The organism is Lonepinella sp. BR2474 (assembly GCF_051851555.1).
GTDB lineage: Bacteria > Pseudomonadota > Gammaproteobacteria > Enterobacterales > Pasteurellaceae > Lonepinella.
Window position 1 is genome coordinate 63,379 of the sequence record NZ_JBPDVH010000004.1, and the last position, 25,932, is coordinate 89,310.

General features: G+C 38.1%; 23 protein-coding genes. All 23 read right to left on the reverse strand.

Annotation, left to right across the window (positions count from 1 at the left end; genetic code table 11):
• Nucleotide 1: 1 nt before the first annotated feature.
• The 23 genes from rlmKL to ACTG7Q_RS06495 all read right to left on the reverse strand — a co-directional run bounded on the left by rlmKL (nt 2) and on the right by ACTG7Q_RS06495 (nt 25,869).
• A complete protein-coding gene (gene rlmKL, locus ACTG7Q_RS06385; protein WP_439242051.1) occupies nt 2-2,155 on the reverse strand; it encodes a bifunctional 23S rRNA (guanine(2069)-N(7))-methyltransferase RlmK/23S rRNA (guanine(2445)-N(2))-methyltransferase RlmL in 2,154 nt (717 codons plus the stop codon).
• A gap of 150 nt (nt 2,156-2,305) precedes the next feature.
• Entirely contained in the window at nt 2,306-2,848 is a 543-nt protein-coding gene (gene rfbC, locus ACTG7Q_RS06390; protein ID WP_439242053.1) for a dTDP-4-dehydrorhamnose 3,5-epimerase, read from the reverse strand.
• A 9-nt stretch (nt 2,849-2,857) separates the two neighbouring features.
• Nucleotides 2,858-3,733: a dTDP-4-dehydrorhamnose reductase gene (gene rfbD / locus ACTG7Q_RS06395; RefSeq protein WP_439242055.1), complete on the reverse strand. Its 876-nt coding sequence runs from the start codon at nt 3,731-3,733 to the stop codon at nt 2,858-2,860.
• Nucleotides 3,733-4,611: a glucose-1-phosphate thymidylyltransferase RfbA gene (gene rfbA / locus ACTG7Q_RS06400; RefSeq protein ID WP_439242057.1), complete on the reverse strand. Its 879-nt coding sequence runs from the start codon at nt 4,609-4,611 to the stop codon at nt 3,733-3,735. The genes rfbD and rfbA overlap by 1 nt, the downstream gene beginning before the upstream one ends.
• 2 nt (nt 4,612-4,613) lie before the next feature.
• Nucleotides 4,614-5,699 (reverse strand): dTDP-glucose 4,6-dehydratase, encoded by a 1,086-nt coding sequence (rfbB, locus tag ACTG7Q_RS06405; RefSeq protein ID WP_439242059.1) that lies wholly within the window; start codon nt 5,697-5,699, stop codon nt 4,614-4,616.
• 7 nt (nt 5,700-5,706) lie between these two features.
• On the reverse strand, nt 5,707-6,687 hold the full coding sequence (locus tag ACTG7Q_RS06410; protein ID WP_439242061.1) for an acyltransferase family protein: 981 nt from the start codon (nt 6,685-6,687) through the stop codon (nt 5,707-5,709).
• Nucleotides 6,590-6,808 (reverse strand): hypothetical protein, encoded by a 219-nt coding sequence (locus ACTG7Q_RS06415; RefSeq protein ID WP_439242303.1) that lies wholly within the window; start codon nt 6,806-6,808, stop codon nt 6,590-6,592. The genes ACTG7Q_RS06410 and ACTG7Q_RS06415 overlap by 98 nt, the downstream gene beginning before the upstream one ends.
• A complete protein-coding gene (wbaP, locus tag ACTG7Q_RS06420) occupies nt 6,809-8,224 on the reverse strand; it encodes an undecaprenyl-phosphate galactose phosphotransferase WbaP (RefSeq protein ID WP_439242063.1) in 1,416 nt (471 codons plus the stop codon).
• 25 nt (nt 8,225-8,249) lie between these two features.
• Nucleotides 8,250-9,023: a DUF4422 domain-containing protein gene (locus ACTG7Q_RS06425; protein ID WP_439242065.1), complete on the reverse strand. Its 774-nt coding sequence runs from the start codon at nt 9,021-9,023 to the stop codon at nt 8,250-8,252.
• A 6-nt stretch (nt 9,024-9,029) separates the two neighbouring features.
• Nucleotides 9,030-10,136, reverse strand: coding sequence for a UDP-galactopyranose mutase (gene glf / locus ACTG7Q_RS06430; RefSeq protein ID WP_439242067.1), 1,107 nt, complete (start codon nt 10,134-10,136; stop codon nt 9,030-9,032).
• A gap of 31 nt (nt 10,137-10,167) precedes the next feature.
• Nucleotides 10,168-11,508 (reverse strand): DUF6418 domain-containing protein, encoded by a 1,341-nt coding sequence (locus ACTG7Q_RS06435; RefSeq protein WP_439242069.1) that lies wholly within the window; start codon nt 11,506-11,508, stop codon nt 10,168-10,170.
• 25 nt (nt 11,509-11,533) lie between these two features.
• Nucleotides 11,534-12,634, reverse strand: coding sequence for a CDP-glycerol glycerophosphotransferase family protein (locus ACTG7Q_RS06440; RefSeq protein WP_439242071.1), 1,101 nt, complete (start codon nt 12,632-12,634; stop codon nt 11,534-11,536).
• Nucleotides 12,631-13,086: an adenylyltransferase/cytidyltransferase family protein gene (locus ACTG7Q_RS06445; protein ID WP_439242073.1), complete on the reverse strand. Its 456-nt coding sequence runs from the start codon at nt 13,084-13,086 to the stop codon at nt 12,631-12,633. The genes ACTG7Q_RS06440 and ACTG7Q_RS06445 overlap by 4 nt, the downstream gene beginning before the upstream one ends.
• Nucleotides 13,086-14,336, reverse strand: a complete 1,251-nt coding sequence (locus tag ACTG7Q_RS06450) for an oligosaccharide flippase family protein (RefSeq protein ID WP_439242074.1) — start codon at nt 14,334-14,336, stop codon at nt 13,086-13,088. The genes ACTG7Q_RS06445 and ACTG7Q_RS06450 overlap by 1 nt, the downstream gene beginning before the upstream one ends.
• 15 nt (nt 14,337-14,351) lie before the next feature.
• Nucleotides 14,352-15,428 carry an LPS O-antigen chain length determinant protein WzzB gene (locus tag ACTG7Q_RS06455; protein WP_439242076.1) on the reverse strand — a complete coding sequence of 359 codons (1,077 nt, stop codon included), beginning with the start codon at nt 15,426-15,428 and terminating at the stop codon, nt 14,352-14,354.
• Nucleotides 15,429-15,603: 175 nt separating this feature from the next.
• Nucleotides 15,604-17,253, reverse strand: coding sequence for a glucose-6-phosphate isomerase (pgi, locus tag ACTG7Q_RS06460; protein WP_439242078.1), 1,650 nt, complete (start codon nt 17,251-17,253; stop codon nt 15,604-15,606).
• Nucleotides 17,254-17,391: 138 nt separating this feature from the next.
• Nucleotides 17,392-18,468, reverse strand: a complete 1,077-nt coding sequence (gene alr / locus ACTG7Q_RS06465) for an alanine racemase (RefSeq protein WP_439242080.1) — start codon at nt 18,466-18,468, stop codon at nt 17,392-17,394.
• A 9-nt stretch (nt 18,469-18,477) separates the two neighbouring features.
• Nucleotides 18,478-19,872 carry a replicative DNA helicase gene (locus tag ACTG7Q_RS06470; protein ID WP_439242082.1) on the reverse strand — a complete coding sequence of 465 codons (1,395 nt, stop codon included), beginning with the start codon at nt 19,870-19,872 and terminating at the stop codon, nt 18,478-18,480.
• A 227-nt stretch (nt 19,873-20,099) separates the two neighbouring features.
• Nucleotides 20,100-21,179 carry a 3-deoxy-7-phosphoheptulonate synthase AroG gene (gene aroG, locus ACTG7Q_RS06475; protein WP_439242084.1) on the reverse strand — a complete coding sequence of 360 codons (1,080 nt, stop codon included), beginning with the start codon at nt 21,177-21,179 and terminating at the stop codon, nt 20,100-20,102.
• Between the two features lie 101 nt (nt 21,180-21,280).
• The gene (gene lolE / locus ACTG7Q_RS06480) at nt 21,281-22,519 is read right to left on the reverse strand and encodes a lipoprotein-releasing ABC transporter permease subunit LolE (protein WP_439242086.1); all 1,239 of its coding nucleotides are present in this window, start codon (nt 22,517-22,519) and stop codon (nt 21,281-21,283) included.
• 3 nt (nt 22,520-22,522) lie between these two features.
• A complete protein-coding gene (gene lolD / locus ACTG7Q_RS06485) occupies nt 22,523-23,206 on the reverse strand; it encodes a lipoprotein-releasing ABC transporter ATP-binding protein LolD (RefSeq protein WP_439242088.1) in 684 nt (227 codons plus the stop codon).
• Nucleotides 23,207-23,719: 513 nt separating this feature from the next.
• Nucleotides 23,720-24,925, reverse strand: a complete 1,206-nt coding sequence (locus tag ACTG7Q_RS06490; protein ID WP_439242090.1) for a lipoprotein-releasing ABC transporter permease subunit — start codon at nt 24,923-24,925, stop codon at nt 23,720-23,722.
• Complete coding sequence (locus tag ACTG7Q_RS06495; RefSeq protein WP_439242092.1) at nt 24,925-25,869, reverse strand: 2-hydroxyacid dehydrogenase; 945 nt, start codon at nt 25,867-25,869, stop codon at nt 24,925-24,927. The genes ACTG7Q_RS06490 and ACTG7Q_RS06495 overlap by 1 nt, the downstream gene beginning before the upstream one ends.
• Nucleotides 25,870-25,932: the final 63 nt, after the last annotated feature.

The following is a 25,932-nucleotide window of genomic DNA, read 5'->3' on the forward strand; positions in this document are numbered from 1 at the left end:
CTTAATCAGCAAAACTCACTAGCCAACAATTATGAATCTGCTTATTGCGTTCAAAATCCAATGGCAAGGTTTTTTGCGAAATTTCCACCGCACTTAATCCAAGTTCAGCTAAACGCTCAAAATCCATTTTAAAGCCCCGTTTATTATTCGAAAAAACAATGGTGCCATTTGGGCGTAAAATCCGTTTCAGATTTTTCATTAATTTAATATGATCCCGTTGCACATCCCAGCTATCTTCCATCCGTTTAGAATTTGAAAACGTCGGCGGATCCACAAAAATCAAATCAAATTCACGATCACATTTTTCTAGCCATTGCAAACAATCTGCTTGAATTAAACGGTGCTGTTTACCCTCTAAACCATTTAAAATTAAGTTCTGCTCCGCCCAGTTTAAATAGGTATTTGACATATCAACGGTCGTGGTCGATTTCGCCCCGCCTAAGGCTGCATGAATGGTCGCCGATCCAGTATAAGCAAATAAATTCAAGAAATCTTTGCCTTTCGCCATTTCGCCGAGCATTTTGCGGGTTAAACGGTGATCCAAAAATAATCCCGTATCCAAATAATCGGTCAAATTGACCCATAATTTTGCGCCGTATTCTTCCACATAAAAATACTCACCTTTGTTGGCAAGTTTTTCATATTGATTTTTGCCTTTTTGTTTTTGACGCACTTTTAAAATCAGCTTATTGGTTTCAATCCCTGTCACAGCAAGGGTAGCCGTCACTGCGTCCAATAAGCGTTGGCGTGCTTTATTTTCATCAATATTTTTCGGTGGCGCATATTCTTGCACCACAATATGATCCGCATAGCGATCCACAGCTAAATTATAATCGGGCAAATCCGCATCATATAATCGATAGGCTTGTAGACCTTGCTGTGTTGCCCATTTTTCAATTTTCTTGATATTTTTTTGTAATCTATTGGCAAAATCCTCTGCAACGTGCTGATTTGCCGAAACTTCAAGATTTTGTACCGCACTTTGTGGCTCTTGTTCGCTCAAACTGCGGTCAGAAATTTGATAGTTTTTTTGCACACAATCTAATGGGCCATTTTTCGCTTTAAATTGGCGATGAGAACGTAATCGCAAACAATCTAACAGGCCTTGTTCTGAACTAAAAATAGACGTATTCCACCCACCAAATTGTTGTTTCAAACGTTGGCCTAATACAGAATATAAAGCAATCAACGCCGGCGTCGTACCTAAACGTTCACCATAAGGCGGATTACAAATCACCGTACCTTTTTCATCTTGTGAGACAGGATTTTTTAACGCTGCCACATCTGATTGCTTGAATTGAATGAGGTGTGCCACCCCCGCCTGTTGTGCATTGTGTTGGGCTTTTTGTAAAACACGATGATCCAAATCAAAGCCGTAAAAATGCGGTTGCGGATTTTTATGACATTCCGTTTCAGCCAATGCAACGGCCTCTGCTTTTACTTTTTCCCATGCAGCGACATTATGCCCTTTCCAGAAATCAAATCCCCAGTGCATACGATGCAACTGCGGTGCAATTTTCGCCTCCATTTGAGCTGCCTCAATTAACAAGGTGCCAGAACCACACATTGGATCAAGTAAGGGCGTTCCCGCTTTCCAACCAGAACGTAACACAATAGCCGCCGCCAACGTCTCACGCAAAGGTGCCATGCCTGTTTCTTCACGATAGCCACGTAAATGCAAGGCATCACCACTTAAATCCAGAGAAAGGATAAAATTTTCACGATGTAAATAAGCATGAATGCGAATATCTGGATTGTCTTTATCCACATCAGGACGAGCTTTGCCTTGTCGCTCAAAATAATCCACTATACCATCTTTCACACGCATAGCGCCAAATTGAGTGTGGCGAATGTCTTGGTTTGTGCCGTTAAAATCCACTAAAAAACGACATCTTTCATCAAAATGCGACAACCAGTCTTGCGATACAACGGTAGAATAGAGATCTAAATCACTGTAAATTTTGCTTTGTGTTATCGGCAATAAAATGCGAGAGGCTAAACGTGACCACAATAACGCCTTGTATTGTGTTTCATCATCAGCCATAAAATGCACACCACCTTGTGCTACCTGACATTCCGTTGCCCCTAATGTGGTGAGTTCGACTTTCAGTAATTCTTCAAAGCCACGTGCAGTGGTAGCGAAAAGTTGTTTCATGGATATTCTCTAAATAGATTGGAAATTGGGGGGGATTATAGCATTAAATCCTTATTCAACGAAGTTATAAGTGATTTGCTAGACAGTGAAATAACCTATTTCTATATATAAAATATAGGCAATACCCATGACGATATTGCCCTAATCTTATCAATTAAATAATACGGTCTCGTGCAATGTTTTTCCCATTAAGTCTTTCGCTGACAAGCTCGGTTCGCCTTGCAGCTGCCAGTCAATGCCGACTGTCGGATCGTTCCAAATCAAAGAATGTTCTGCTTTAGGGTTGTAATAATCGGTGCATTTATACACAAATTCCGCAGTTTCGCTTAACACATAAAAACCGTGTGCAAAGCCTTCGGGAACCCACAGTTGGCGTTTGTTTTCAGCGGATAAAACTTCTGCGACCCATTTCCCAAAGGTCGGTGAGCTATGGCGTAAATCCACGGCGACATCAAGCACTTCACCTTGCACCACTCGCACTAATTTGCCTTGCGTATTTTCCGTTTGATAATGCAAACCACGCAGCACACCTTTGACGGATTTGGAATGATTTTCTTGCACAAAAGTGCGATCCGCCACATTTTGTTTAAACCATTCATCACGAAAGGTTTCCATAAAAAAGCCACGTTCATCGCCAAAAGCTTGTGGCTCAAGTAATTTAACATCGGGTATTTGGGTTTCAATTATTTTCATTTGTTATCCTTAGGCAGTATACGCCTGAATATTGCCTAACGCTTTTCGCCAATCACTCGGCTCAATGCCAAATTCTGCTTTGATTTTGCTTAAATCCAAGCGTGAATTAGCTGGGCGTTTGGCTGGGGTCGGATAGTCGGCAGTCGTAATTTGTTTAATGTGCGGTGCTTTTTTTAGCACATTTTGCAAAACGGCTTGGCTAAAAATCCCTTCAGCAAATTCCGCCCAGTTTACATAAGGCGAACCGCTGAAATGATACACGCCAAAGGCAGTTGAGCCATCTAAAATTGCAAAGGCGATACGAATTAAGGCGTTAGCAATGTCACCTGCGTAAGTGGGTGAGCCGAATTGATCGGCGACAATGCCAAGTTCATCACGGCTTTGTGCTAAGCGTAACATCGTTTTAACGAAATTATTGCCGTGTTCGCCAAACACCCAAGCGGTACGCAAAATAATATGGCGTGGGTTAGCGTTTATTACGGCAACTTCGCCGTCTAATTTGCTTTTGCCGTATACAGATTGTGGATTGAGCGAATCGGTTTCCACATAAGGGGCGGATTTTTTGCCATCAAACACATAATCAGTAGAAATATGCAAAATTGCTGCCCCGACTTGAGCGGCGGCAATCGCCAAATTCTCTGCCCCTAAACAGTTAATGGCGTGGGCAAGTTCAGGTTCGCTTTCAGCACGATCAACAGCGGTATGTGCAGCGGCGTTAATAATGACATCAGGTCGCCATTGCTCAACGATATGCAATACAGCATCTTTATCCGTTATATCCAACTCATCACGATCTAACGCTAACACATCGGCTTTACCTGAGAGCTGTTTAAGTAGTTGAAAGCCGACTTGCCCTTTTGAGCCAGTAATCAAAAATTTTGCCATTACTTGCCCCCTTTTGCTAAGCGAAGTAAATACTGACCATAGCGATTTTTCGCCATCGGCTTAGCAAGGGTTTCAAGCTGTTCAGTTGTCAGCCAACCATTTCGCCACGCAATTTCTTCCAAACACGCTACTTGCACATTTTGGATATTTTCAATAGTGCGAACGAATGCCGCCGCATCGTGCAGGCTTTCGTGCGTGCCCGTGTCAAGCCAAGCAAAACCACGTCCGAGCAGTTGCACATTGAGCGTGCCATCGTTGAGATACATCTCGTTGAGCGTGGTAATTTCCAACTCGCCACGAGCGGACGGTTTCACCTGTTTGGCAAATTCCACTACTCGATTATCGTAAAAATACAGCCCCGTTACCGCCCAATCGGATTTTGGCTTGAGCGGTTTTTCTTCAATGGATAACGCCTTGAAATTGTCGTCAAATTCCACCACACCAAAACGTTCAGGATCTTTCACTTGATAGCCAAACACCGCTGCGCCTTTGTTTTGCACAAAACGAGCCGCTTCTTGTAGGCTTGCGGTAAAATGCTGACCGTAGAAAATATTATCGCCCAACACCAAGCAAACACTGTCGTTGCCAATAAAGTCTTCACCAATCAAAAACGCCTGTGCCAAGCCGTCAGGACTCGGTTGCACGGCGTATTCTAGCGAGATACCAAAATCTGAACCGTCCCCAAGCAAGCGTTTAAAACTGTCGTTATCTTCAGGCGTGGTGATAATCAAAATTTCCCGAATGCCTGCCAGCATTAGTACCGAAAGTGGATAATAAATCATCGGTTTGTCGTATACAGGCAGAAGTTGCTTGGATACACCACGGGTAATGGGGTACAGGCGAGTACCTGATCCACCAGCGAGAATAATACCTTTCATCGTTATTCCCCCAAGCCTAAACGTTGATTGTAGCTACCGTCTTGAATCGCTTGCCACCACTCTTGATTATCTAAATACCATTCCACGGTTTTACGCAAGCCTGTTTCAAAGGTCTCAACCGGTTTCCAGCCGAGTTTTTGCTGCATTTTAGTGGCATCAATCGCATAACGTTTATCGTGTCCAGGGCGGTCTTGCACAAAGGTAATCAGCTCACGGAATGAACCAATATGTACAAACTGCGGTGCAAATTTAGCGAGTTTCTCGCTACCTTTTAGACTATCCAAAATGTCGCAAATGGTTTCCACCACGCTTAAATTTGTTTTCTCGTTGTGTCCACCGATATTATAGCTTTCGCCAATTTCGCCTTTGCTCAACACCAAATGCAAAGCACGGGCGTGATCTTCTACAAACAACCAATCACGAATTTGATCGCCCTTGCCATAAATCGGCAACGGCTTGCCGTAAATGGCGTTTAAAATCACGAGTGGAATAAGTTTTTCAGGGAAATGGAAAGGCCCGTAGTTGTTCGAACAGTTCGTTAGCACCACTGGCAAGCCGTAAGTGCGGTGCCAAGCACGCACCAAGTGATCGCTGGACGCTTTGGACGCAGAATAAGGGCTGCTTGGGGCATAAGGCGTGGTTTCGGTGAATAAATCGTCCGTGCCGTGCAAATCGCCAAACACTTCATCGGTGGAAATATGATGAAAACGAAACGCCGCTTTTTTCTCACCACTCAAACCGTGGTAATAATGGCGAGCCACTTCAAGCAAAGTGTAAGTGCCGATAATATTTGTTTCAATAAAGGCAGCTGGCCCGTCAATGGAGCGATCAACGTGGCTTTCTGCGGCTAAGTGCATCACGGCAGCGGGTTGATATTTCGCAAATACTTGCTCAAGGGCAGTTTTATCGCAAATATCGACTTGCTCAAAGGCGTAGCGTGGGCTATCGTTCATTCCTTTCAGGGAATTAAGGTTACCAGCGTAAGTAAGCTTATCCACATTGATTACACTGTCGTTTGTGTGGCTTATTATATGGCGAACCACTGCTGAGCCGATAAAGCCAGCACCGCCTGTTACTAGAATTTTCATAGTAATTTTATGTTTTTTCAGAAGTATATCTCACTCGCAACGACATAAATGGTTTTTCAATGACATAAAATGTCAAGAAAGATATTAGTATTATAGGAATCAATTTTAAAGATGACATCATTAATGACTCGCCTAATGTCGTAGCCCCTTTTAATCCAAATAATTTATTCAACATATCGCTAATCGGCAAATGCAACAAGTAAAGTGAGAAACTTATTTCACCTAACTTAGCCAATCCAACATTGATCCAATTTATCTCTGGCAAACGTACTTTTAAATAAGAAACAACCACCATGCCCCATAAAATACCTTCTATTGTAAAAGATAAAGAAATAAATATTGGTATATTCTTATTGGTAAAATGCGTAAACATAAATAGTAATAAGCACAACGCACTCAATACAACAAATAACGAAACCAATTTAGATGATAAAAATTCAAAATACTTTCTCTTATACAATACAGCAAAGATCATACCTAATACAAATTGATCTAACCGTCCTAAAATTGTATGATAAAAGTTATAATAACTTGTCGGTCTAATAAGAGCCACATTATAGCGAATTCCCATAATTAGAATTACGACAGCGATTAAATATCTTAATCCGTACTTTGACAAAAACAGGGCAAAGAACGGAAACAACAAATAAAATTGAAACTCAACGGCTATTGTCCAAATCGGTCCAGTTGGATAAAAGTCGTGTCCCCAGCCTGTATAAGATTGCCCAGTATTTAATTGTAATGTTAGTATTCTAAATATATCCATTGGTGTTGAATCTTTACGGCTTAAAGTAATAACAATAAAAACCATTAGAATCATCATTGGAAATATTCTTAGAATCCGATTATAAACAAATCCTTTATAATTTATTTTCTTATTGCCATAATCACTAATAATACAAAACAAAAAACCTGTAAGAAAAATAAATAAACTTACGCCCGTGTAGCCATTGTGTAGCCATTGTCGCAAAATTATTATTTCCGTCAATAAAAAATTGTAAATTATCTTTTGGTAGATTTCCCCTTAGATGGTGAAAAATTACAAGCACTGCTGCAAAAAATCTTAAATGATCTATTCGCTCAAAATAAGTTGTATTTAATGATTTCATTTAATAAGCTCCATCTCTTTTCAACACTACATTCACTGTTTTAAACAAAATCGCAATATCGTTCCATAAAGACCAGTTCTTCACATACCAAGAGTCAAAATAAACTCGGGTGTCGTAATCAACATCATTACGGCCGCTGACCTGCCACAGTCCTGTCATACCTGGTTTTGCCATTAAATAATAATTTACATCGGCATTGTAACGCTCAAGCTCTTCTTGAATAACAGGGCGAGGTCCAACCAAGCTCATTTCACCTTTTAATACGTTAAATAATTGTGGCAATTCATCTAAACTGGTTTTACGAATAAATTTCCCTACTTTCGTAATTCTCGGATCATTTTTGAGTTTAAAATCTTTTTCCCATTCTGCACGAGCTTCGGGATCTGTAGCTAATAAATTCTCTAATACTTCCTGAGAATTAGTTACCATTGATCTAAATTTTAGGCATTTAAATGGCTTTCCATTTCGTCCAATGCGTTCATGCCCATAGATAGCATTGCCGCCGTCTTTTTTAATCAAGAACAATAATGCTAGTAGTAACGGCGACAAACCTATAATAATCAATATCGAACAAACAATGTCCATTGTTCTTTTTAAGAATCTTGATGAACGCTTAGCTAAATTATTATTAATACGCAGTAACATTACATCGTGGCTAAAAAGAAATGACATATCTGTACTATATAACGGCAAGCCACGCAATGTTGGAATAACAGAGACAAAGCGGCAGTTTTTTACTGACAATTTTCTCAACCACGAACTTTGTAATTCACTCTGATTATCTTCTAAAGCAATAATATATTGAATATTGTTAAAATCAGGCAAAGATAATTTTTCATCATCTAAATAGATCTGATTTGACAACCCTAGTTCGGACAATTCATTATGCTCTGTTTCAACAAAACCTTTAATATTAAACCCTAAATAACGCTCACTTTTTAATGCGTTATAGGCTTCAATCGCATTATTTCCTGATCCAATAATAATGGTATCTCTCACAAAATATTTCTTATAAATCAATAATTTCTTAACTGTCACTCTCAAAAAAGGCACAATAAAAAGTGCGATAGACCAAGTTAATACCCATAAATAACGAGAAGAATGTAGCTTAGAGAATGCAATAATCGCAAGCTCAAATACAGCCAAAATCAGTAATGTCCGTATAACTTCTTTCAGCTCAAACCAAAATGGTTTACGGTAAGTATAATGTCTAAGCCTAATCCAAAACCATGCTACGCCAAAAATGCTCAAAGCTAAATGAATAACAAGTCGATCATCTAGTTGTCCATTTGGAATATAGCGAGAGATCTCACCTGTGAATAAAGAAAGTATCTCTAATGATAATAAAAAAGAGATAAAAATAGAGAAAAAATCCACAGAGGCGATGATCAACTTAGATAACATTTGTTTATTCATAATGTAGTTCCTAAATAGTTTCGTGCTATAAGCCTTTCAAAAACTTTCTTTTCAACAAGCCAACCGCTTTTTTGAATAAATTCTCACCTTCAAGGTTAGATACTTTCAGTTCAACCAAATTAACATTATTCTTAACCAACCAAACATTAAACAAACGCTCAGAAAGAAAACCAAATACTCGTTTTTGGTAAGCATCATAATTTGAAATATCAATCTGCTGTTCAAGTTTAAATAGAATATCAAACATCCACTCACAATAAGCGTAAAACATCTCTTTTTTCATCACAAACATATTAAACAAATGCAATGTTTTACCTTTCATCACCTGTTCAAAAGCAGGAATATAATCTACATAATCTTGTTGAATAATCGCTTTGACTAAATCTAAATCTTTCTGCTCGTGGGCATTTTTGTAGTGGTCATAAACGCTCTCAATCACATAATTACGTTTTTTAGATACAACACAATCATAGCTTTTCAGTAAAGACAACAATTCTTGCTCTGAGGCAATGGCTTTCCCTTTTAAAGACAAACCATTACCAGCAAAATAACGTCTATAATGCACCAAACCTGCATAATCTACATCATCAAAAAAATGATTTTTCCACGCCCAATAAAGAGCGGTCAATTCACAGAATGATGAATTTTTCAATGAAATATGTTCACCACTATCATCACCCATTACAGCAAAATCATTTTGTTTAATGGCTTTCCCAACATGAATGGGGACATAATAATCCACGTTCGGAAATTCATAAGGCTTATGCGTGGCTACGATAATTTTTACTTGGCTTTGCATATTGTATTAATCTCTAAAATGGTTTTCTACACAAGCTAATGCTTCGGCAATAATATTGTGCATATCAAAATATTTATATTGTGCTAAACGACCACCAAAAATAATATTTTGTTGCTGTTCTGCTAAGGCTTTATATTGTGAATACATTTCATTATTGCGTTGATCGTTAATCGGGTAATACGGTTCATCGCCATTTTCATATTCTTTTGAATATTCACGAGTAATCACCGTTTTTTCTTGTGTGCCAAACTCAAAATGTTTATGCTCAATAATACGTGTATAAGGCACTTCCGATTCAGTATAATTCACTACTGCATTACCTTGATAATTGTCTGTATCCAACACTTCATTATCAAATTTCAGGCTGCGATATTCCAATTTACCAAATTGATAGCCAAAATATTCATCAATCATACCTGTGAAAACAATATTTTCTGCTAATGCTTCATACTGTTCACGCTCGGCAAAGAAATCCACACCAAGTTTTACTTCAATATCCGCAAGCATTTTTTCAAAAATACCTGTATAGCCACCAATCGGAATACCTTGGTAAGTATCATAGAAATAATTATTGTCGTAAGTGTAGCGAACAGGCAAACGCTTAATAATAAAGGCTGGCAATCCAGTACATTTACGTCCCCATTGTTTTTCGGTATAACCTTTAATCAATTTTTCATAAATATCACGTCCGACCAAAGAAATCGCTTGTTCTTCAAGGTTTTTAGGCTCGGTAATATTTTCTTGCTTGATTTGTTCCTGAATTTTTGCTTTTGCCTGTTCAGGGGTAATCACGCCCCACATTTTATTAAATGTCAGCATATTAAACGGCAAGCTATACAATTCATCTTGATAGCGAGCAACCGGCGAGTTGGTGAAACGGTTAAATTCCGCAAATTGTTGGATATAATCCCACACCACTTTATTGCTAGTATGGAAAATATGTGCGCCATATTTATGCACATTAATCCCTTCAACATTTTGCGTGTAGCAGTTACCGCCAATATGGTTACGTTTTTCAATCACCAAACATTTTTTGCCACGTTTTGTGGCTTCATAAGCAAAAATTGAGCCGAATAGACCAGCACCCACAATTAAATAATCATATTTTTTCATATAAAGTTCTCTCTAAGAAATCTCTCACAAGTTAATTGGTCTTATTAATCAAATAACTTCTACTTTTAATAAAATAACTATGTACGATCCAAACAATCAATATAAAGAATAACAAAAGTACAAATTCCACAGAAAAGAATTTGTATAAATCCCCATCCTTAACTCCCTTTCTCAAAATATAAAACAGCCTAGATGAAATAATTGTCAAAATTAAATTTCCTGATGATATTGAGTAAAACACCAACTTAAACCATCCACCAAACAAGATACCTAATATAAGCATTGCAAAAATACCTAAATAGCTTCCAAGATGATAAAATATCAATGAAGGTGTAGAATATGTAAACCTAGATAACTTATCTAATTTCCATTCAAATCGTTCAGGAGTGGTATTCAGCCTCATCACTTTATACATCCCTACATAATATTGGTTATATTCATTATAATTTACATAAGTGGAAAGCTCTTCAGAAATTTCATTCAATCTAATCTCATCCGTATAATTCTTATAGGTCGACCACCATAACTGCCCTTCTTGAGACAACCTTTGTCTTGCATAATCTAAAGGTTCAAAAGAGGGAAAATAATACACATTTATACTAATAGCTGAGAATATAAAAAATAATAGACCAATAGAAACTCTTAAAATAAGCTTTATAGCTTTATCTCTAATGATATATATAACATAAGGAATAAAAAACAAAAAAATGATTTCTATTAAATTCCAAAATTTATGACCTTTTAATAAAAAGGAAAAAATTATCAACCCCAGAAGGATAAGATAACGTTTTTTTTTCTCTGAAAAATAAAGCACCCCAAGCCCTAAAGCAAAGTAAAAAAGTAAATTTGTAATCTGACCAAATATACCTAAAATCTCTTTATCATAAGCAAACCTGTCAACACCTAATATAGGGGCTGGTTTATATTTTATAATTACACCATAGGTAACAAATAGCATTAAATATAATCCCACAAGGAAAATATTCTTATAATATATTTTACTAAAAGACAACCTAGATAAAGATTTTTCTCTTATAACAAAATTAATCCCCAAAAGAAAAAAATACTGATATAATAATAATAAAGATATACTACCTTCTTTACTAATCCACTGTTCTATTTCATAGAGATAGTAACTACTATCTGAGTGCTCAATTGCAAAAACCCCCAATATATTTAATATAATTGTTATAAAATTTAACAAATTAACAAAGCTTCTCTTGGGATGTAGCAAAAATTCTAAGAATAAAATAACTAGAAAAAAAGAAAAAAGAATAAAATCATTTACACCAATAAAATTAGATATATTTCCAAAGCAGAATAGTAAAAACCAAAATTCTAAAACAAATTTAGTAAGTTTCAGACACATCATAAAATAGACCTTTTATTACATTTAACTAATCCATATAAAAATCATATGGTTTAAACTTATCATTTTTATAATTGTTAAATTCTCCACATTCAAGATAATCAATAAATTCACTATCGTCATTAATAAGAACAAATGGTAGTTTTTCAATATCAACATAAAACTCTCTACTATTACGCAGATAATGATCTAAATCAGGGCAAAACAATATAACTGGAATATCACAGTAAAAACAATCAAACATAACAGAAGAATAATCTGTAACAACTAGCCTTGCAAATTCTACAAGCGTATAAAAATCTTCATTAACATCAGCTAATTTTATATTACTATATTCCCCTCTTATATGTTGAGATTTATCCGAAGGATGCGGTTTAATAATTAATATATTATTAATACTTTTTAGTATATTATTTAATTTATCTAAATCACAAAATCGATAAAAAGAATAAGATGTGTCATCTCGCCAAGTCGGAGCATAAAGAATGATAGACTTTCCACTGCAATTTTCGTGTTGATAAATATTGCGCAAATGCCCTAACCGAGGAGGAAAAGACTCCATAAAAACGTGTTCATTCTTTATGTCAAATGCGGTTCTAAAACAAGCTTTTTCATACTCAGAAGAAACCAATAACTTACTAGGTTTTACATATAAATGTGGATATATATATTTAAAAACATACTCATACTTATTTCTTATTGAATAGAATCCTGTATTAACATCTCTTTCAATCTTTTTCAATGGTGTGCCATGCCAAACATTAAATAATTTAGCGCCATTAGATAACCAAAAAGAAATATCAGAAACATAGCTAGAATACACAAATGTTCCAGCTGTTAAAGAATGAAAAATACCCTTAACGCTCAGTAACGGGTAATAGGAATAATCTCCACCTAACTTATCTAGTTTAGATTTTATTGAGTTATTTCTATATATAAATATTTTCTCTGCCCCATCATAAAAATTATGATCTATAAATAAATCTTTTACATTTCCAGTAAAATTTCCAGTATGAGTTCCGAAAACTATTTTATTGGAGTTTCTAGGAAATACCCAAGACAGGGTATAAAGTATCCAACCAAAAATGGCGATTACAGTATATATACATAATTTCAATATTCTTCTCATTCTAATTCACTTTTTAATTGTTCTAATATCTCAAACGCTTTAAAAATTTCTTCTTTAGAAATAGAAAACGTTTTTAAAGTTTGTTTTAACTGAGTAGAAGATATCCCTTGAGTTCTTTCAAGATATACAACATCGCAATATTCCTTTAAGAAATCAAACTTACCAAACCAATCTTCACCAATAGCAAAAATATCAACGTTATATTTCTGAACATCCACAATTTTCTGTTCCCAACTAGTTTCAGGAATTACAAGATCTACACAGCCAATATTTTCAACAATCTCCGCTCTTTGTGCATAAGGAATGATTGTTTTTTTTCCTTTGCCTTCATTAAATTCATCGGTTGATACAGCAACGATTAGCTTATCACCCAAAGATTTTAATCTTTTTAATAATCTCAAATGACCAATATGAAATAAATCAAATGTTCCATAAGTAATAACTGTTTTCATTATGTAACCTTATTCTTACTAAAATAAACTAACCCACCACATCGCAATACTAAAATTATACATTCAGTGGCAATAATCATCAATAATATATTTCTTGCGGTAATCGCGTTATTTAAATATAGGGCAAATAACCCTAATAAATGAACGGCTGCCCCAAACATCACCGTATAATTAGCAAACTTAATTTTCTTAACTGCCGAAAACCCAGGATAACCAATAATCACAGAGAAAAATGAAATACACAGCAATACCAAAAATAGCTGAAAATATTCGCCTGCCTGCCTGAAATCTTCTCCAAAAATCAACGCCATTAAATCATTAGCAAATAATCCGACAATATAACAGCCGGCCACCACAGGCATAATTAAAGCGAAAACCACTTTAACTAATAATTTTAAATTCCCTGTGCGTGTTAAATGCGGAAACAATACTTGCGATACAATCCCCGCCACACTTGTTCCAGCACCATATAATTTTTCAGCAGAACCATATAAACCTGCGATACTACTACCTTGAAAATGCCCTAAGATTAAGACATTTGCGGCGGTATAAACCGAAACCGCCACTCTGGAAAAAAAGAACGAAAAACTATATTTCAGCTCTTGCCACATTCCACTTAAATTAGGTATACCGATTTGATAATCTTCTTTATAAATGCAAACTAAATAGATAATGCTCACTACAAGCTGACTAATAAAAAAGCAAAACAGAGCAAGGTTTATACTTTTATAAAATAAAAATAATACAAATAAAATGACAACATATCCCATCTTTGCAACCATATTTGCAATGGTGATATATTTCATCTTTTCAATGCCTTGAAAGAACCATATACAGTGTAACGATTGGGCAAGAATAATAGCAACAATCCACACAATACTCATTGTATTTAAAGGTGAAATTGGTGTAAGTAAATTAAATATAATATAAATTACTGCCACTACACTTGCAAACACTGCAAAAACCAATTTTAGTGTAAACACATTAGCAATATACTGTTTAATATAGTTTCTATCTTCTTTATATTGCACTACATTATGTGTTGCCGATAAATTAAAGCCAAAGTCTGTTAAAATATAAGCCAATGTGCAAATAGAAAACAGCACCATTAAACTACCGAATTGCTCTAAACCCAAGCCTTTTGCAAGCAAAGGCCAAGCCAGTAGTGGCACAAGATAATTAGCAACTTGAACAAACAATAATGCAATCAGGTTTTTAACAAGGGTATGTTTAAATAAATTATTTATCATTCGTTTAACGAGAATCTACTTAACAAACGCTTTTCTTACTAATATTACTAAGCAAGATAACATGAATCCTAACAACGCCCCGATCAACACAATCAATACCCTCTTCGGCTTATCTCTGCTCACAGGATAATCTGGCGAGCTCAAATAATGATAAGACTGCGCTTTCACAGATTCTAACTTAGGCACTAACGGAGCTAACTGATCTAGCTGTTTCTGAATTTCATAATAACGTGTTGGATAAATAATGCCTTTTTCGTGTTCAACATCAATTTGTGCTTTCAAGTATTTTTGTCCTAACATAAATTGATAGGGTACTTTTGCATCACTCACCACTACATTTTGTGCTGTTGTGCTATCTCCACCAAATTGTGAATATTCTTTAACACCTGCTTTTGTCGCTGTTTCGTAAGCTTTATCCAGATGTTTAAGCTGTACATTTTCTTGAGTTTTAAGATCCCATTCAATTTTTTCTTTCTCAAAATTTAAATCTGTGATTTTCTCATTAACCCACACCTTAAAATTATCAAAGTCCAACTGTAATGCTTTTTGGTTGATTGTATCAATCAGTTTTGCGAGCGTGGCTTGTGCTAAAGCGGGTTTTTCTGCGAAAAGACTAACTTTATTGCCAATAGCATCAGGATTTTTCTTTGGATCAGGCTTAGTCAATGTGATACTTTCTGTCGCTAACATATTCAATGTTCTGATTTTTTGTTCTTCACTTTGATCTTTAGATAATTCCTTAAATAATTCGGAATTTTTTAAAAAATCCACTCTTTCATCAAGAGAATAAATAAGCTGATTAAAATTTGAATATAATGCACTGCCCAATGCTCCCGCATCAAACTCCGCACCAAGAATTCGAGCATATTCTCGTCTAACGGTTAAATATTCACCTAAATCAACGGTTTTCGGTGGAATAATCTCCGCTTTTGATGTCCATTGCTCTTTTGCGGTAAAGGCATAAATTCCTGCAATTAACGCAAAAACAAAACTAGATAAAACAATCCAAACTTTCTTATGCCACAAGGCTTTAAACAGTTCTATTAAATCAATTTCATCGTTGCTGTTATTTAGTGTAACCTCATTACTCATTCTCTCATTCCCACAAAAATATAACATGTCCGACCATTATACTCGCAAGCAAGCAAGCAAGCAAGCAAGCTTGCATATGACTATAAATTCTTTTGTAAACAATAAATTATAATAAAAATAAAAAGGTCTTTCCCTAAATAGAGAGAAAGACCTCATAAATTATTTCAAAAAATGTTTAGCGCCACGCCTTAAACTGATTAATCAACCCATTAGTTGAGCTATCATGACTCGCCACTTTTTCGCCGTCTTTTAATTCAGGTAAAATACGGTTAGCAAGCTGTTTACCCAATTCCACGCCCCATTGGTCGAAACTAAAGATATTGAAAATCACACCTTGTACAAAGATTTTATGCTCATACATGGCAATCAATGCCCCCAATGTGAATGGGGTAATTTTTTGCACTAAAATTGAGTTGGTGGGTTTGTTACCTGTAAATACTTTAAATGGCACAATATCTGCGACATCAGCAAGATTCTTACCGGCTTTGACAAATTCTGCTTCGACTTCTTGTTGGGTTTTACCAAACGCAAGAGCTTCCGTTTGAGCAAAGAAGTTAGAGAGTAATTTCTCGTGATGATCCGCTAATGGATTATGAGTTTTAGCCGGAGCAATAAAATCACAAGGAATTAAACTGGTGCCTTGATGAATTAATTGATAGAACGCATGTTGACCATTGGTACCGGGTTCACCCCAAATAATTGGGCCAGTTTGGTAATTGGTGATCACTTTGCCATCACGTCCCACATATTTACCATTGGATTCCATATTACCTTGTTGGAAATACGCCGCGAAACGGTGTAAATATTGGTCGTAAGGTAAAATTGCTTCGGTTTGTGCCCCTAAGAAACTGGTGTTCCATAAGCCGACTAAGGCCAATGTGGCAGGAATATTTTGCTCAATCGGTGCAGAGCGGAAATGTTTATCCATTTCATGGGCGCCAGATAATAAGGCTTCAAAGTTTTCAAAACCAATGGATAAGGCAATAGATAAACCGATCGCTGACCATAAAGAATAACGACCGCCTACCCAATCCCAGAAACCGAACATATTGTCAGTGTCAATACCGAATTTTGCCACTTCGGTTGCATTGGTAGAAAGTGCGGCGAAATGTTTTGCCACTTGGTTTTCATCTTTCGCTTGTGCTAAGAACCAGTCACGAGCCGATCCTGCATTGGTCATGGTTTCTTGCGTCGTGAATGTTTTAGAGGCGATTAAGAAAAGTGTGGTTTCGGGGTTCACTTTTTTCAAGGTCTCCGCAATATGCGTGCCGTCTACGTTAGACACAAAGTGCATGGTTAAATGATTTTTATAGGGACGTAACGCTTCTGTGACCATATAAGGACCAAGATCTGAACCACCAATCCCGATATTCACCACATCTGTAATAGCTTTGCCAGTGTAACCTTTCCATTCGCCTGAAATCACACGTTGGCAGAAACCTTTCATTTTAGCAAGGACTTCGTTGACATCTGGCATAACATCTTTACCGTCCACTAAAACTGGTGTGTTTGAACGGTTACGAAGTGCGGTGTGTAATACGGCACGATCTTCGGTACGGTTAATTTTTTCGCCTGTAAACATCGCTTCAATCGCAGTAGAAAGGGAACATTCTTCCGCTAATTGACGTAATAATTTCAGGGTATCTTGATTAATATTGTTTTTAGAATAATCCACTAAGATTTCATCATTAAAGGTTAATGAATAATCTGCAAAGCGGTTGGGTTCTTGTGCGAAAAGTTGTTGAATCGTGGTTTTAGCAAAAGTCGCTTTATGTTGCTCTAAGGCTTTCCACGCTGCGGTGGACGTTGGATTGATGTTTTTCATTGTAATTTCCTTTTTTAATGATTAATAATTCGTTCCCTCTCCCTCTGGGAGAGGGTTAGGGTGAGGGTTTAAACCATTTTAATATTATATTACCCTCACCCCTGCCCTCTCCCAGAGGGAGAGGGGGTAATATTCTGATTAATCGACATATTCTGTTAATACTCGTGGTGTCAATTTAGTCATTAATTCATAACTCAATATCCCCGACATGCTGGCAATTTCTTCAATAGGTAATTCGTTGCCCCATAAAATGACTTCATCACCCACTTGATCTTGACAATCAGCCCCCAGATCTACCGTCACCATATCCATGGAAACTCGTCCCACGATTGGCACTCGGCGACCGTTAATAAATACCGGTGTGCCTACGGGAATATTGCGTGGATAACCATCACCATAACCAATCGCCACCACGCCAATTTTGGTGTCTTTTTCACTGACCCAAATACCCCCATACCCCACTGGTTCACCGGCTTGATGCGTTCGCACAGCAATCAAGGAGGAGGTTAAAGTCATCACCGGTTTTAAGCCGTAAATGTCGGCCGGTGTATTGGTTGGCGACACGCCATACATAATAATCCCAGGGCGGATCCAATCTAAATGGGATTGTGGCCAAAATAAAATACCGCCTGATGCAGCAATGGTGCGTTCACCTTGTTTATGTTCGGTGGCTTGTAAAAAACGTTGTAATTGTAACTCGGTATAACCGCTTTCTAATTCGTCCGCACAGCTAAAATGGCTGACAAAACCGATTTGTGGTTGCACATTTTGACATTGTTGCAATTCATCATAGAAATAATCCACTTCATCTAAATGCACGCCCAAACGGTGCATACCAGTATCAATTTTTAACCAGACCTTAATCGGATTAGGTAAATCCGCTTGTTGTAATGCACTTAATTGTTGCTGATTATGCACGACGGTTTGAATATTATTCACCGCAATAATCGGCAAATCGGTAGCGGAAAAAAAGCCTTCTAACAATAAAATCGGTTTAATAATCCCATTAGAACGTAAGGTTAAGGCTTCTTCTAAACGAGCGACGCCAAAACCATCAACACTTTCTTCTACGGCTCGAGCGACAAATTCAACCCCATGCCCATAGGCATTGGCTTTCACCACGGCAATTAACTTACTGTGCGGTGCTTTTTGTTTAATTTTTTGAATGTTATGTTTCAGTGCAACTGAACTAATTTTTACGGTGGCTGGTTTCATTTTTTCTTCTTAATCTTCATCATCAAGTTTATGTGCGGCATTATCAAAGCGTGAAAAATCCCCTTGGAATATCAACGGAACACGCCCGATTGGGCCATTACGGTGCTTACCAATCACAATCTCGGCTTTATTCTTGTTTTCTTCCGTTGGATTATAAACTTCATCACGATAAATAAACATAATTAAATCCGCATCTTGCTCAATAGATCCTGATTCACGTAAATCTGAATTCACAGGCCGTTTATTCGGACGATTTTCTAAGGTTCGGTTAAGCTGCGCCAAGGCCATTACTGGCACTTCTAATTCTTTAGCAAGCGCTTTCAAAGAACGAGAAATTTCAGCAATCTCCAAAGTACGGTTATTGTCAAAACCGGGGGCTCGCATTAATTGTAAATAATCCACCATAATCAGGCTCAATCCGCCATTCTCACGATATATTCGTCTAGCACGGGAACGCAATTCTGTCGGCGTCAACCCAGAGGAATCATCAATAAACATATTGGGGGTTCTGGTGAAAAGTCCCATTGCGGACGACAGACTCGCCCAATCCCTATCAGCCTCAACTTTACCTGTCATAATCGACTTCAAACTCACCCTTGATAAAGAGGCTAAAGAACGCATCATAATACTTTCTGCAGGCATTTCCAAGCTGAACACTAACACGGGTTTTTCATTTTCTAATGCGACTTTCTCACAAATATTCATGGCAAAAGTCGTTTTTCCCATGGAGGGACGCGCCGCCACAATGATCAAATCGGATTTCTGTAAACCTGATGTGATGTGATCTAAATCAATAAACCCTGTCGACACGCCCGTTAAACCATTGTTTTTCATATTTCTCAACATTTCAATGCGATCAATGGTACGTCCCAAAATCGGCAACACATTTTCTGGCCCTTCGTTTTCAGAGGTGCGTTTTTCCGCAATTTGAAACACTTCTCGCTCGGCCTGATCAAGAATATCTTTGACATCTTTGCCTTTCGGTTGATAGGCCATCTGAGCAATATTATTCCCCACGCCAATCAGTTCACGCAAAATGGCTTTTTCTCGCACGATCTCCGCATAAGCATTCACATTCGCTGCACTTGGCGTATTTTTAGATAATTCAGCCAAATAAGCAAACCCACCCACTTCATCAATGACCCCTCGATCTTTCAAGGATTTATCTAAGGTAATCAAATCAATCGGTGAATTCTGACGAGCCAACATGTCCATTTCACGGAAAATAAAACGATGTGCTGCCGTATAAAAATCATCCGCTACCACACGCTCAATCACATTTTCCCAATGCTGATTATTCAACATCACCGCCCCTAACACCGCCTGTTCCGCCTCAATGGAATGCGGCGGAATATTGGCTTGCTCTAGCGTTTGCTCTCGTGTGGACGTCGGTTTCTTGGCCATAAAATCTATCTCAAAAATAATAAAATTTTTCGTATATCATATACCAAATTCACTATTTTTTTAAGGGAAAAGTGCGGTTTAAATAAGGGAATTTTTTTATCTAGTTGGAAAGGTTAAAAATCTGGTATAATCAAATTATAAACAATAATGGCTAAATGCCCAAAAACAAAAAAGTGCGGTGAAAAAACTCTTATTTTTTCCACCGCACTTCTATCTCACTGAATAAATTACCCTTTTCTTCTTTCCTCAACCGCCTCTGCAAGCTGTTGCAACAAGATTTCGGTGTCTTCCCAACCGATACAAGCATCGGTGATACTTTGCCCGTAAGTGAGTGGTTTATTCGGAACTAAATCTTGACGACCTTCTACTAAGTGGCTTTCTACCATCACACCAAAAATCTGTTTTGAGCCTTGGGCTAATTGGTCGCTGATAGATTGGCATACGTCCATTTGACGTTTAAATTGCTTGCTGCTGTTGGCATGGCTGAAATCCACCATAACGTGACCAATATGTCCTGTTTTTTCAATATCGGTACAGACTTTGGCAATGCTTTCTGCGTCATAATTGGTGGCTTTATCGCCACCACGTAAGATAATATGGCAATCCTGATTACCTTTGGTAGAGACAATAGCGGAATGGCCGAATTTTGTCACCGATAAGAAATGGTGTGTTGCCTCTGCGGATCCAATGGCATCAAGGGCAATTTTTACGCCGCCGTTGGTGGCATTTTTAAAGCCCACAGGGCAAGACAAGCCAGACGCTAATTCACGGTGAACTTGCGATTCAGTGGTTCTTGCACCAATCGCTCCCCAACTCATTAAATCCGCCACATACTGCGGCGTGATCATATCTAAAAATTCGCCAGCGGTCGGCAAGCCTAAATCATTAATATCGGCTAATAATTTACGTGCTAGACGCAAACCGTCATTTAACGCATAACTGTCGTTTAAATACGGATCGTTAATCAACCCTTTCCAACCTACTGTCGTACGAGGCTTTTCAAAATATACACGCATGATAATTTGTAAATTATTTTGATATTTATCACGCAATGGTTTTAAACGTTGAGCATATTCCATTGCTGCTTTTGGATCATGAATCGAACAAGGGCCAATAACCACTAACAAGCGATCATCTTCACCATGAATAATATTATGTGCTTCAGAACGTGCCGTTTTCACTGTTTCAACGGCAATCTCACTAGCTGGATATTTTTCTAATAACGCAACTGGGGGTAATAATTGTTCAATTTTACCAATACGAGTATCGTCATTCGCAATACGAATTTCATTTTTACTTTTTACCATAATTCATCACTCTCATAAAATCAATAAAACACTTTCCGTGTAAACATGCTGTTAATGTAGCATTAATCTCTGCACTAGTAAACTAGTACAATGCAATTATTTTAATAACTGCTTAATACTTGAGCAGGTTGTAATTTTGCAGCTCGATTGGCTGGGTAAAGACTTGCCAATAAACTCAATAATAATGCTGAAACCAACACGAATAGCACATCTTGCCAATGTAATTCTGTTGGTAAGAAATCCACAAAGTAAATGCCGTCAGACAATAATTTTCGTCCAATCAGGCTTTCTAAACCTTGAATAAGTGCGGTTAAATTTAAGGCTAAAAATACCCCTAACACAATGCCGATTAAACAGCCTTTCATGCCTGCTTGTAAGCCATACCAGACAAAAATGCGTTTAATAAAGGCGTTGTTTGCCCCTAATGTTCGCATAATCGCAATATCGCCCGCTTTGTCTTTCACCGCCATAATCAGCGTGGAAATAATATTAAAGCAGGCTACCCCAATCACTAGCACCATGGCAATATACATGATGGTACGGATCAGTTGAATATCACGGTACATATAGCCGAATTTGCTCACCCAAGTTTGTAAATTGAGTAATTGTGGATAGCTGTTTAACGCAGAAAAATCCAAGCTATTCATGTTAAACGGATCCGCCACTTTCAGATCGGCACCTGAAATTTGATTGGCATTGTAGTCTAAATATTGTTGTGCTTGGGCTAACGGCATGAGGGCATAACTATGATCAAGTTGACCGTCTAAACGTAAAATTCCCGACACCTGAATCCGCTCACGACTTGATTGTGCCATGTCTTCACCATTATTTTGCGAAATCAGCAATGTCACCCAATCGCCTGTTTGTACCTCTAACTCTTTGGCAATGCCGTAGCCTAATACTAAGCCTGAATGATGAGAGAACGATTGCCACGCTTGATCGAGAACAAAATCCCCTAGTCGGCTGACCGTATCTTGTGCTGTTTTGTCCACGCCTTTCACTTGCACCACTTTCATTTTTGCCCCATTTTCCACTAAAGCAGTAAAACTGACAAAAGGCGATACGCCTTGAATATTGGGTACTTGTTGCAAGGTGCTGACTAATTGTTGTTTGTCAGTTATGGGCTGATTTTCCGCCGATATAATTTCAGCATGAGGAACAACGGCTAAAATACGGTTATTCAGTTCTCGCTCAAACCCATTCATGGCACTCAATCCCACGATCAATACCGCCACGCCCAATGCAATGCCGAGTGTAGAGAAAAATGCAATCAGGGAAACCAAATGATTTTTTTGCTTGGCTCGTTGGTAACGCCAACTAATTAAGAATGCGGTATTCATCGCCTACTCCGCTCGCAATACGCCGTCTTGCATAATCATGCGACGTTGTAATTTTTCTGCCAAATGCAAATCGTGCGTGACCAATAAAAAGGCGATGCCCTGTTCTTGATTAAGTCGTTGAATTAACTCAAAAATACTTTCGGTGGTAGCTCGGTCTAAATTCCCTGTTGGTTCGTCCGCCAATACCAACGCTGGATTATTGACTAACGCCCTTGCAATCGCCACACGCTGACGTTCACCGCCTGATAAGGCTGACGGTTTGTGAGAAATGCGGTGCGAAAGTCCAACAGATTTTAAGATCTTTTCCGCCCGATCTTTAGCTTCGGTTTTGTTTTGATTGCCGATTAACATTGGCATCATCACGTTTTCAAGTGCGGTGAAATCCGCCATTAAATGATGAAATTGATACACAAAACCGAGATATTGATTACGTAATTTGGCTAATTCATCGCTACTTGCTTTTTGTAGCGATTGCCCTTTGATAAACACTTCGCCTGTGGTCGGTTGATCCAGTCCGCCGAGGGTGTGAAGCAGGGTACTTTTGCCCGAACCTGATGAGCCGACAATGGCGACCAGTTCTTTTTCGTTAAGGGCGAAATTGATGTCATTGAGGACTTGGGTTTTGGTTTCGCCGTCGTGGTAGTGTTTGGTGATGTTTTTGCAGGTTAATAATGTTTCATTGTTCATTTTATATTCTTTAAATTATTGGTTTATTAAAATCGTATTTCGCCGATGGCGACTTACTTTTTCTTTGCTTGTGCAAAGCAAAAGTAAGCAAAAAGAAAGCACACCCCGATTTTGCCTTGTTTCCTGAAAATCATTAAATTTGCTTAACGGAAAAGTTGTAAACTCGCTTCGCTCAAACAGTACAACTTTTCCTACAAATTTAATGATTTTCAGGCGGCAAAGACGGGGCCCCCATAATTAACAAAACCAAGTGCGGTGAAAAAATTAAAACTTTTCATAAATACACCACACTTTTAATCATGCTCGGTTAAAAAATCGGGGCCCCATCTGAACCGCCTTTGCGACTTGGCATTTTTAGCTAAATTTTGCATGTCTGAGCGAAGCGAGTTCAAAATTTAGCGTGAAGAAAATGCCAAACGAGCAAAGAAAAGCGGTGAAGTTGGGGTGTGCTTTTCTTTGCCTACTTTCTTTTGCACAAGCAAAAGAAAGTACGGTCGCCATCGGCGAAACCGATTATTCATACCGCAGAGCCTCGGCAGGCTCCACCCGACTCGCCCGATACGCCGGATAAACCGTCGATACCAACGACAATCCCAACGAAAACACCACAATCACCGCAATCTGCCATAGATTAATCTCGGTCGGTAAATAAATACCCACAGGGTTAATAGCATTAACAATATCGCCTAAATACAGAGTGATCAACACGCCTAACACGGCACCGATCAAGGTTCCCACTAATCCCACAAAAAAACCTTGTAGAATAAAAATCCACCGCACTTGTTTTTTAGTTAAGCCTTGGGTTTGTAAAATTGCAATTTCACCCTGTTTATCCACCACCATTAAACTCAATGAGGTAATAATATTGCTCACCGCCACCACGATAATTAAGCTAATTAATAAGCCCATCATATTTTTTTCCATGCGTACCGCTTGAAAAAATTCGCCTTTTTGACTTCGCCAATCATCAATTTTCCATTGATCTTCGGGGAAAATTTGGGTAAGTTCAGTGATTTGAAAAGGATCTTTCAGAAATAATCGTACGCCTTGTGCATTTTCAGGTCTAATTCGCATTAAACGCCCAATATCCGCTAAGTTTGCAAAGGTTTCATAACCCGATGCCTCATTCGTGGCAAAATAAATCTCACTCACGGTGAACAAGCGTTGCATAGGGATTCGACCTAAAGGCGTATATTGGCTATTTTCTGTTAACATTAGGCGAATTTTGTCACCCACTTGCACGTCTAATTTTTGAGCTAATTGTGAACCAATAATTAATTTAAATTCACCGGTTGGCAATAAATGATCTAATTTGCCTTGATCTAAATAGTCTAATAAATGATCATCACTCGGCTGTTTCACCCCAATCACTTGACCTGCACTCACACCGTTTGCCGTTTGATAAATAGCTTTTGTGCTATTAATCAACGTCACACCGTTTATCACATTCTGTTGACTTAAATCAGGCAATTCCGATTGAAATTGTGCAGTGGAAAAATGCCCATTTTTTTTCATCACAATAGCATGGGGTAAGCTGGATAAAACTTGGCGTTTTTGATGTTGTTCTAATCCGTTCATCACCGATAAAACAATAATCAACGCCATCACGCCAAGCACAATACCACTACTGGCAAGGTTAGTCACTAATCGTCCAAAACGATCCGCACTTTTGGCTCGCCAGTAACGTAAGGCAATAAATGCTGAAATGCCTAAGCTCATTATTTACCAGTTCTCACAAATTCTTCTAAATTTAACCGCACTTTATCCACTAAAATCTCCACGGCTTGATCGGACGCCCAAGCAATATGTGGGGTGATAATAATATTCGGCAAAGTCTGACTGGCTACAATTAATGGATTATCTTTAGCCGGTGGTTCTTTACCTAACACATCAATGGCCACGCCACCAAGTTGTCCGCTTTTTAACGCGTCCACCACCGCTTGTTCATCAATTAATGGGCCACGTCCAGTATTAATTAACAACGCCCCTTTTTTACAATGAGAAAGGGTTTCCGCATTAATGAGATTTTTCGTTTCTGGCGTCAATGGGCAATGCAAAGTTAACACATCCGCTTGTGCTAACACATCATAAAAAGGCGTGTAACCCTCACGGCATTGAGTGGCGTTTTTATGTTCAGCATAAAGCACGTTCATACCCAAAGCCGTGGCTAATCGTCCCACTTCTGAACCAAGCGAACCTTTACCAAATACGCCTAAAGTTGAACCACGTACATCTTGCACAGGATGATCAAAATAGCAGAATTGTTTGCTCTCCGTCCATTTACCTTGCAACTGATCTTTATACCACAAATGTAAACTGTGTTTTAGGCCAAAAATAAAGCCTAACACATGTTCTGGCACGGTTACCGCTGAATAACCCGCAACATTTTTAACGGCGATACCGAATTCTTTCGCTGCAACTTTGTCAATATTATCTGTACCAGTAGCCGTCAATGCAATGAGTTTTAATTGGGGTAATTGAGCCATAATTTCACGGCTAAACACCACTTTACTGGTAATCACAATATCCGCATCTGCCACACGCTCTAACACTTGTTCAGCAGAAGTGTGTTCAAATTCGACCCATTGATGTTCAAAATTGGGACGTGGAATGGGAATGTGTTTTGGTAATGCGGTGCTGTCAAGAAAAACGATTTTTTTCATAGGATGCTCCCTTTACTTTGGATAGATAATAAAGGGATTCTAGCAGCTTTTTAGGAGGATTTG

Bases quoted from the DNA above. Each gene is read 5' to 3' on its own strand.
- ACTG7Q_RS06445 (WP_439242073.1), bottom strand. From the start codon at position 13,086: ATGAAAACAGTTATTACTTATGGAACATTTGATTTATTTCATATTGGT.
- ACTG7Q_RS06455 (WP_439242076.1), bottom strand. From the start codon at position 15,428: ATGAGTAATGAGGTTACACTAAATAACAGCAACGATGAAATTGATTTA.
- ACTG7Q_RS06435 (WP_439242069.1), bottom strand. From the start codon at position 11,508: ATGATGTGTCTGAAACTTACTAAATTTGTTTTAGAATTTTGGTTTTTA.
- ACTG7Q_RS06415 (WP_439242303.1), bottom strand. From the start codon at position 6,808: ATGAAATCATTAAATACAACTTATTTTGAGCGAATAGATCATTTAAGA.
- ACTG7Q_RS06490 (WP_439242090.1), bottom strand. From the start codon at position 24,925: ATGAGCTTAGGCATTTCAGCATTTATTGCCTTACGTTACTGGCGAGCC.
- lolD (WP_439242088.1), bottom strand. From the start codon at position 23,206: ATGAACAATGAAACATTATTAACCTGCAAAAACATCACCAAACACTAC.
- rfbB (WP_439242059.1), bottom strand. From the start codon at position 5,699: ATGAAAATTCTAGTAACAGGCGGTGCTGGCTTTATCGGCTCAGCAGTG.
- ACTG7Q_RS06425 (WP_439242065.1), bottom strand. From the start codon at position 9,023: ATGCAAAGCCAAGTAAAAATTATCGTAGCCACGCATAAGCCTTATGAA.
- lolE (WP_439242086.1), bottom strand. From the start codon at position 22,519: ATGAATACCGCATTCTTAATTAGTTGGCGTTACCAACGAGCCAAGCAA.
- pgi (WP_439242078.1), bottom strand. From the start codon at position 17,253: ATGAAAAACATCAATCCAACGTCCACCGCAGCGTGGAAAGCCTTAGAG.
- aroG (WP_439242084.1), bottom strand. From the start codon at position 21,179: ATGGTAAAAAGTAAAAATGAAATTCGTATTGCGAATGACGATACTCGT.
- alr (WP_439242080.1), bottom strand. From the start codon at position 18,468: ATGAAACCAGCCACCGTAAAAATTAGTTCAGTTGCACTGAAACATAAC.
- rlmKL (WP_439242051.1), bottom strand. From the start codon at position 2,155: ATGAAACAACTTTTCGCTACCACTGCACGTGGCTTTGAAGAATTACTG.
- rfbA (WP_439242057.1), bottom strand. From the start codon at position 4,611: ATGAAAGGTATTATTCTCGCTGGTGGATCAGGTACTCGCCTGTACCCC.
- ACTG7Q_RS06440 (WP_439242071.1), bottom strand. From the start codon at position 12,634: ATGAGAAGAATATTGAAATTATGTATATATACTGTAATCGCCATTTTT.
- ACTG7Q_RS06450 (WP_439242074.1), bottom strand. From the start codon at position 14,336: ATGATAAATAATTTATTTAAACATACCCTTGTTAAAAACCTGATTGCA.
- rfbD (WP_439242055.1), bottom strand. From the start codon at position 3,733: ATGGCAAAATTTTTGATTACTGGCTCAAAAGGGCAAGTCGGCTTTCAA.
- rfbC (WP_439242053.1), bottom strand. From the start codon at position 2,848: ATGAAAATAATTGAAACCCAAATACCCGATGTTAAATTACTTGAGCCA.
- ACTG7Q_RS06495 (WP_439242092.1), bottom strand. From the start codon at position 25,869: ATGAAAAAAATCGTTTTTCTTGACAGCACCGCATTACCAAAACACATT.
- ACTG7Q_RS06470 (WP_439242082.1), bottom strand. From the start codon at position 19,872: ATGGCCAAGAAACCGACGTCCACACGAGAGCAAACGCTAGAGCAAGCC.
- glf (WP_439242067.1), bottom strand. From the start codon at position 10,136: ATGAAAAAATATGATTATTTAATTGTGGGTGCTGGTCTATTCGGCTCA.
- wbaP (WP_439242063.1), bottom strand. From the start codon at position 8,224: ATGAATAAACAAATGTTATCTAAGTTGATCATCGCCTCTGTGGATTTT.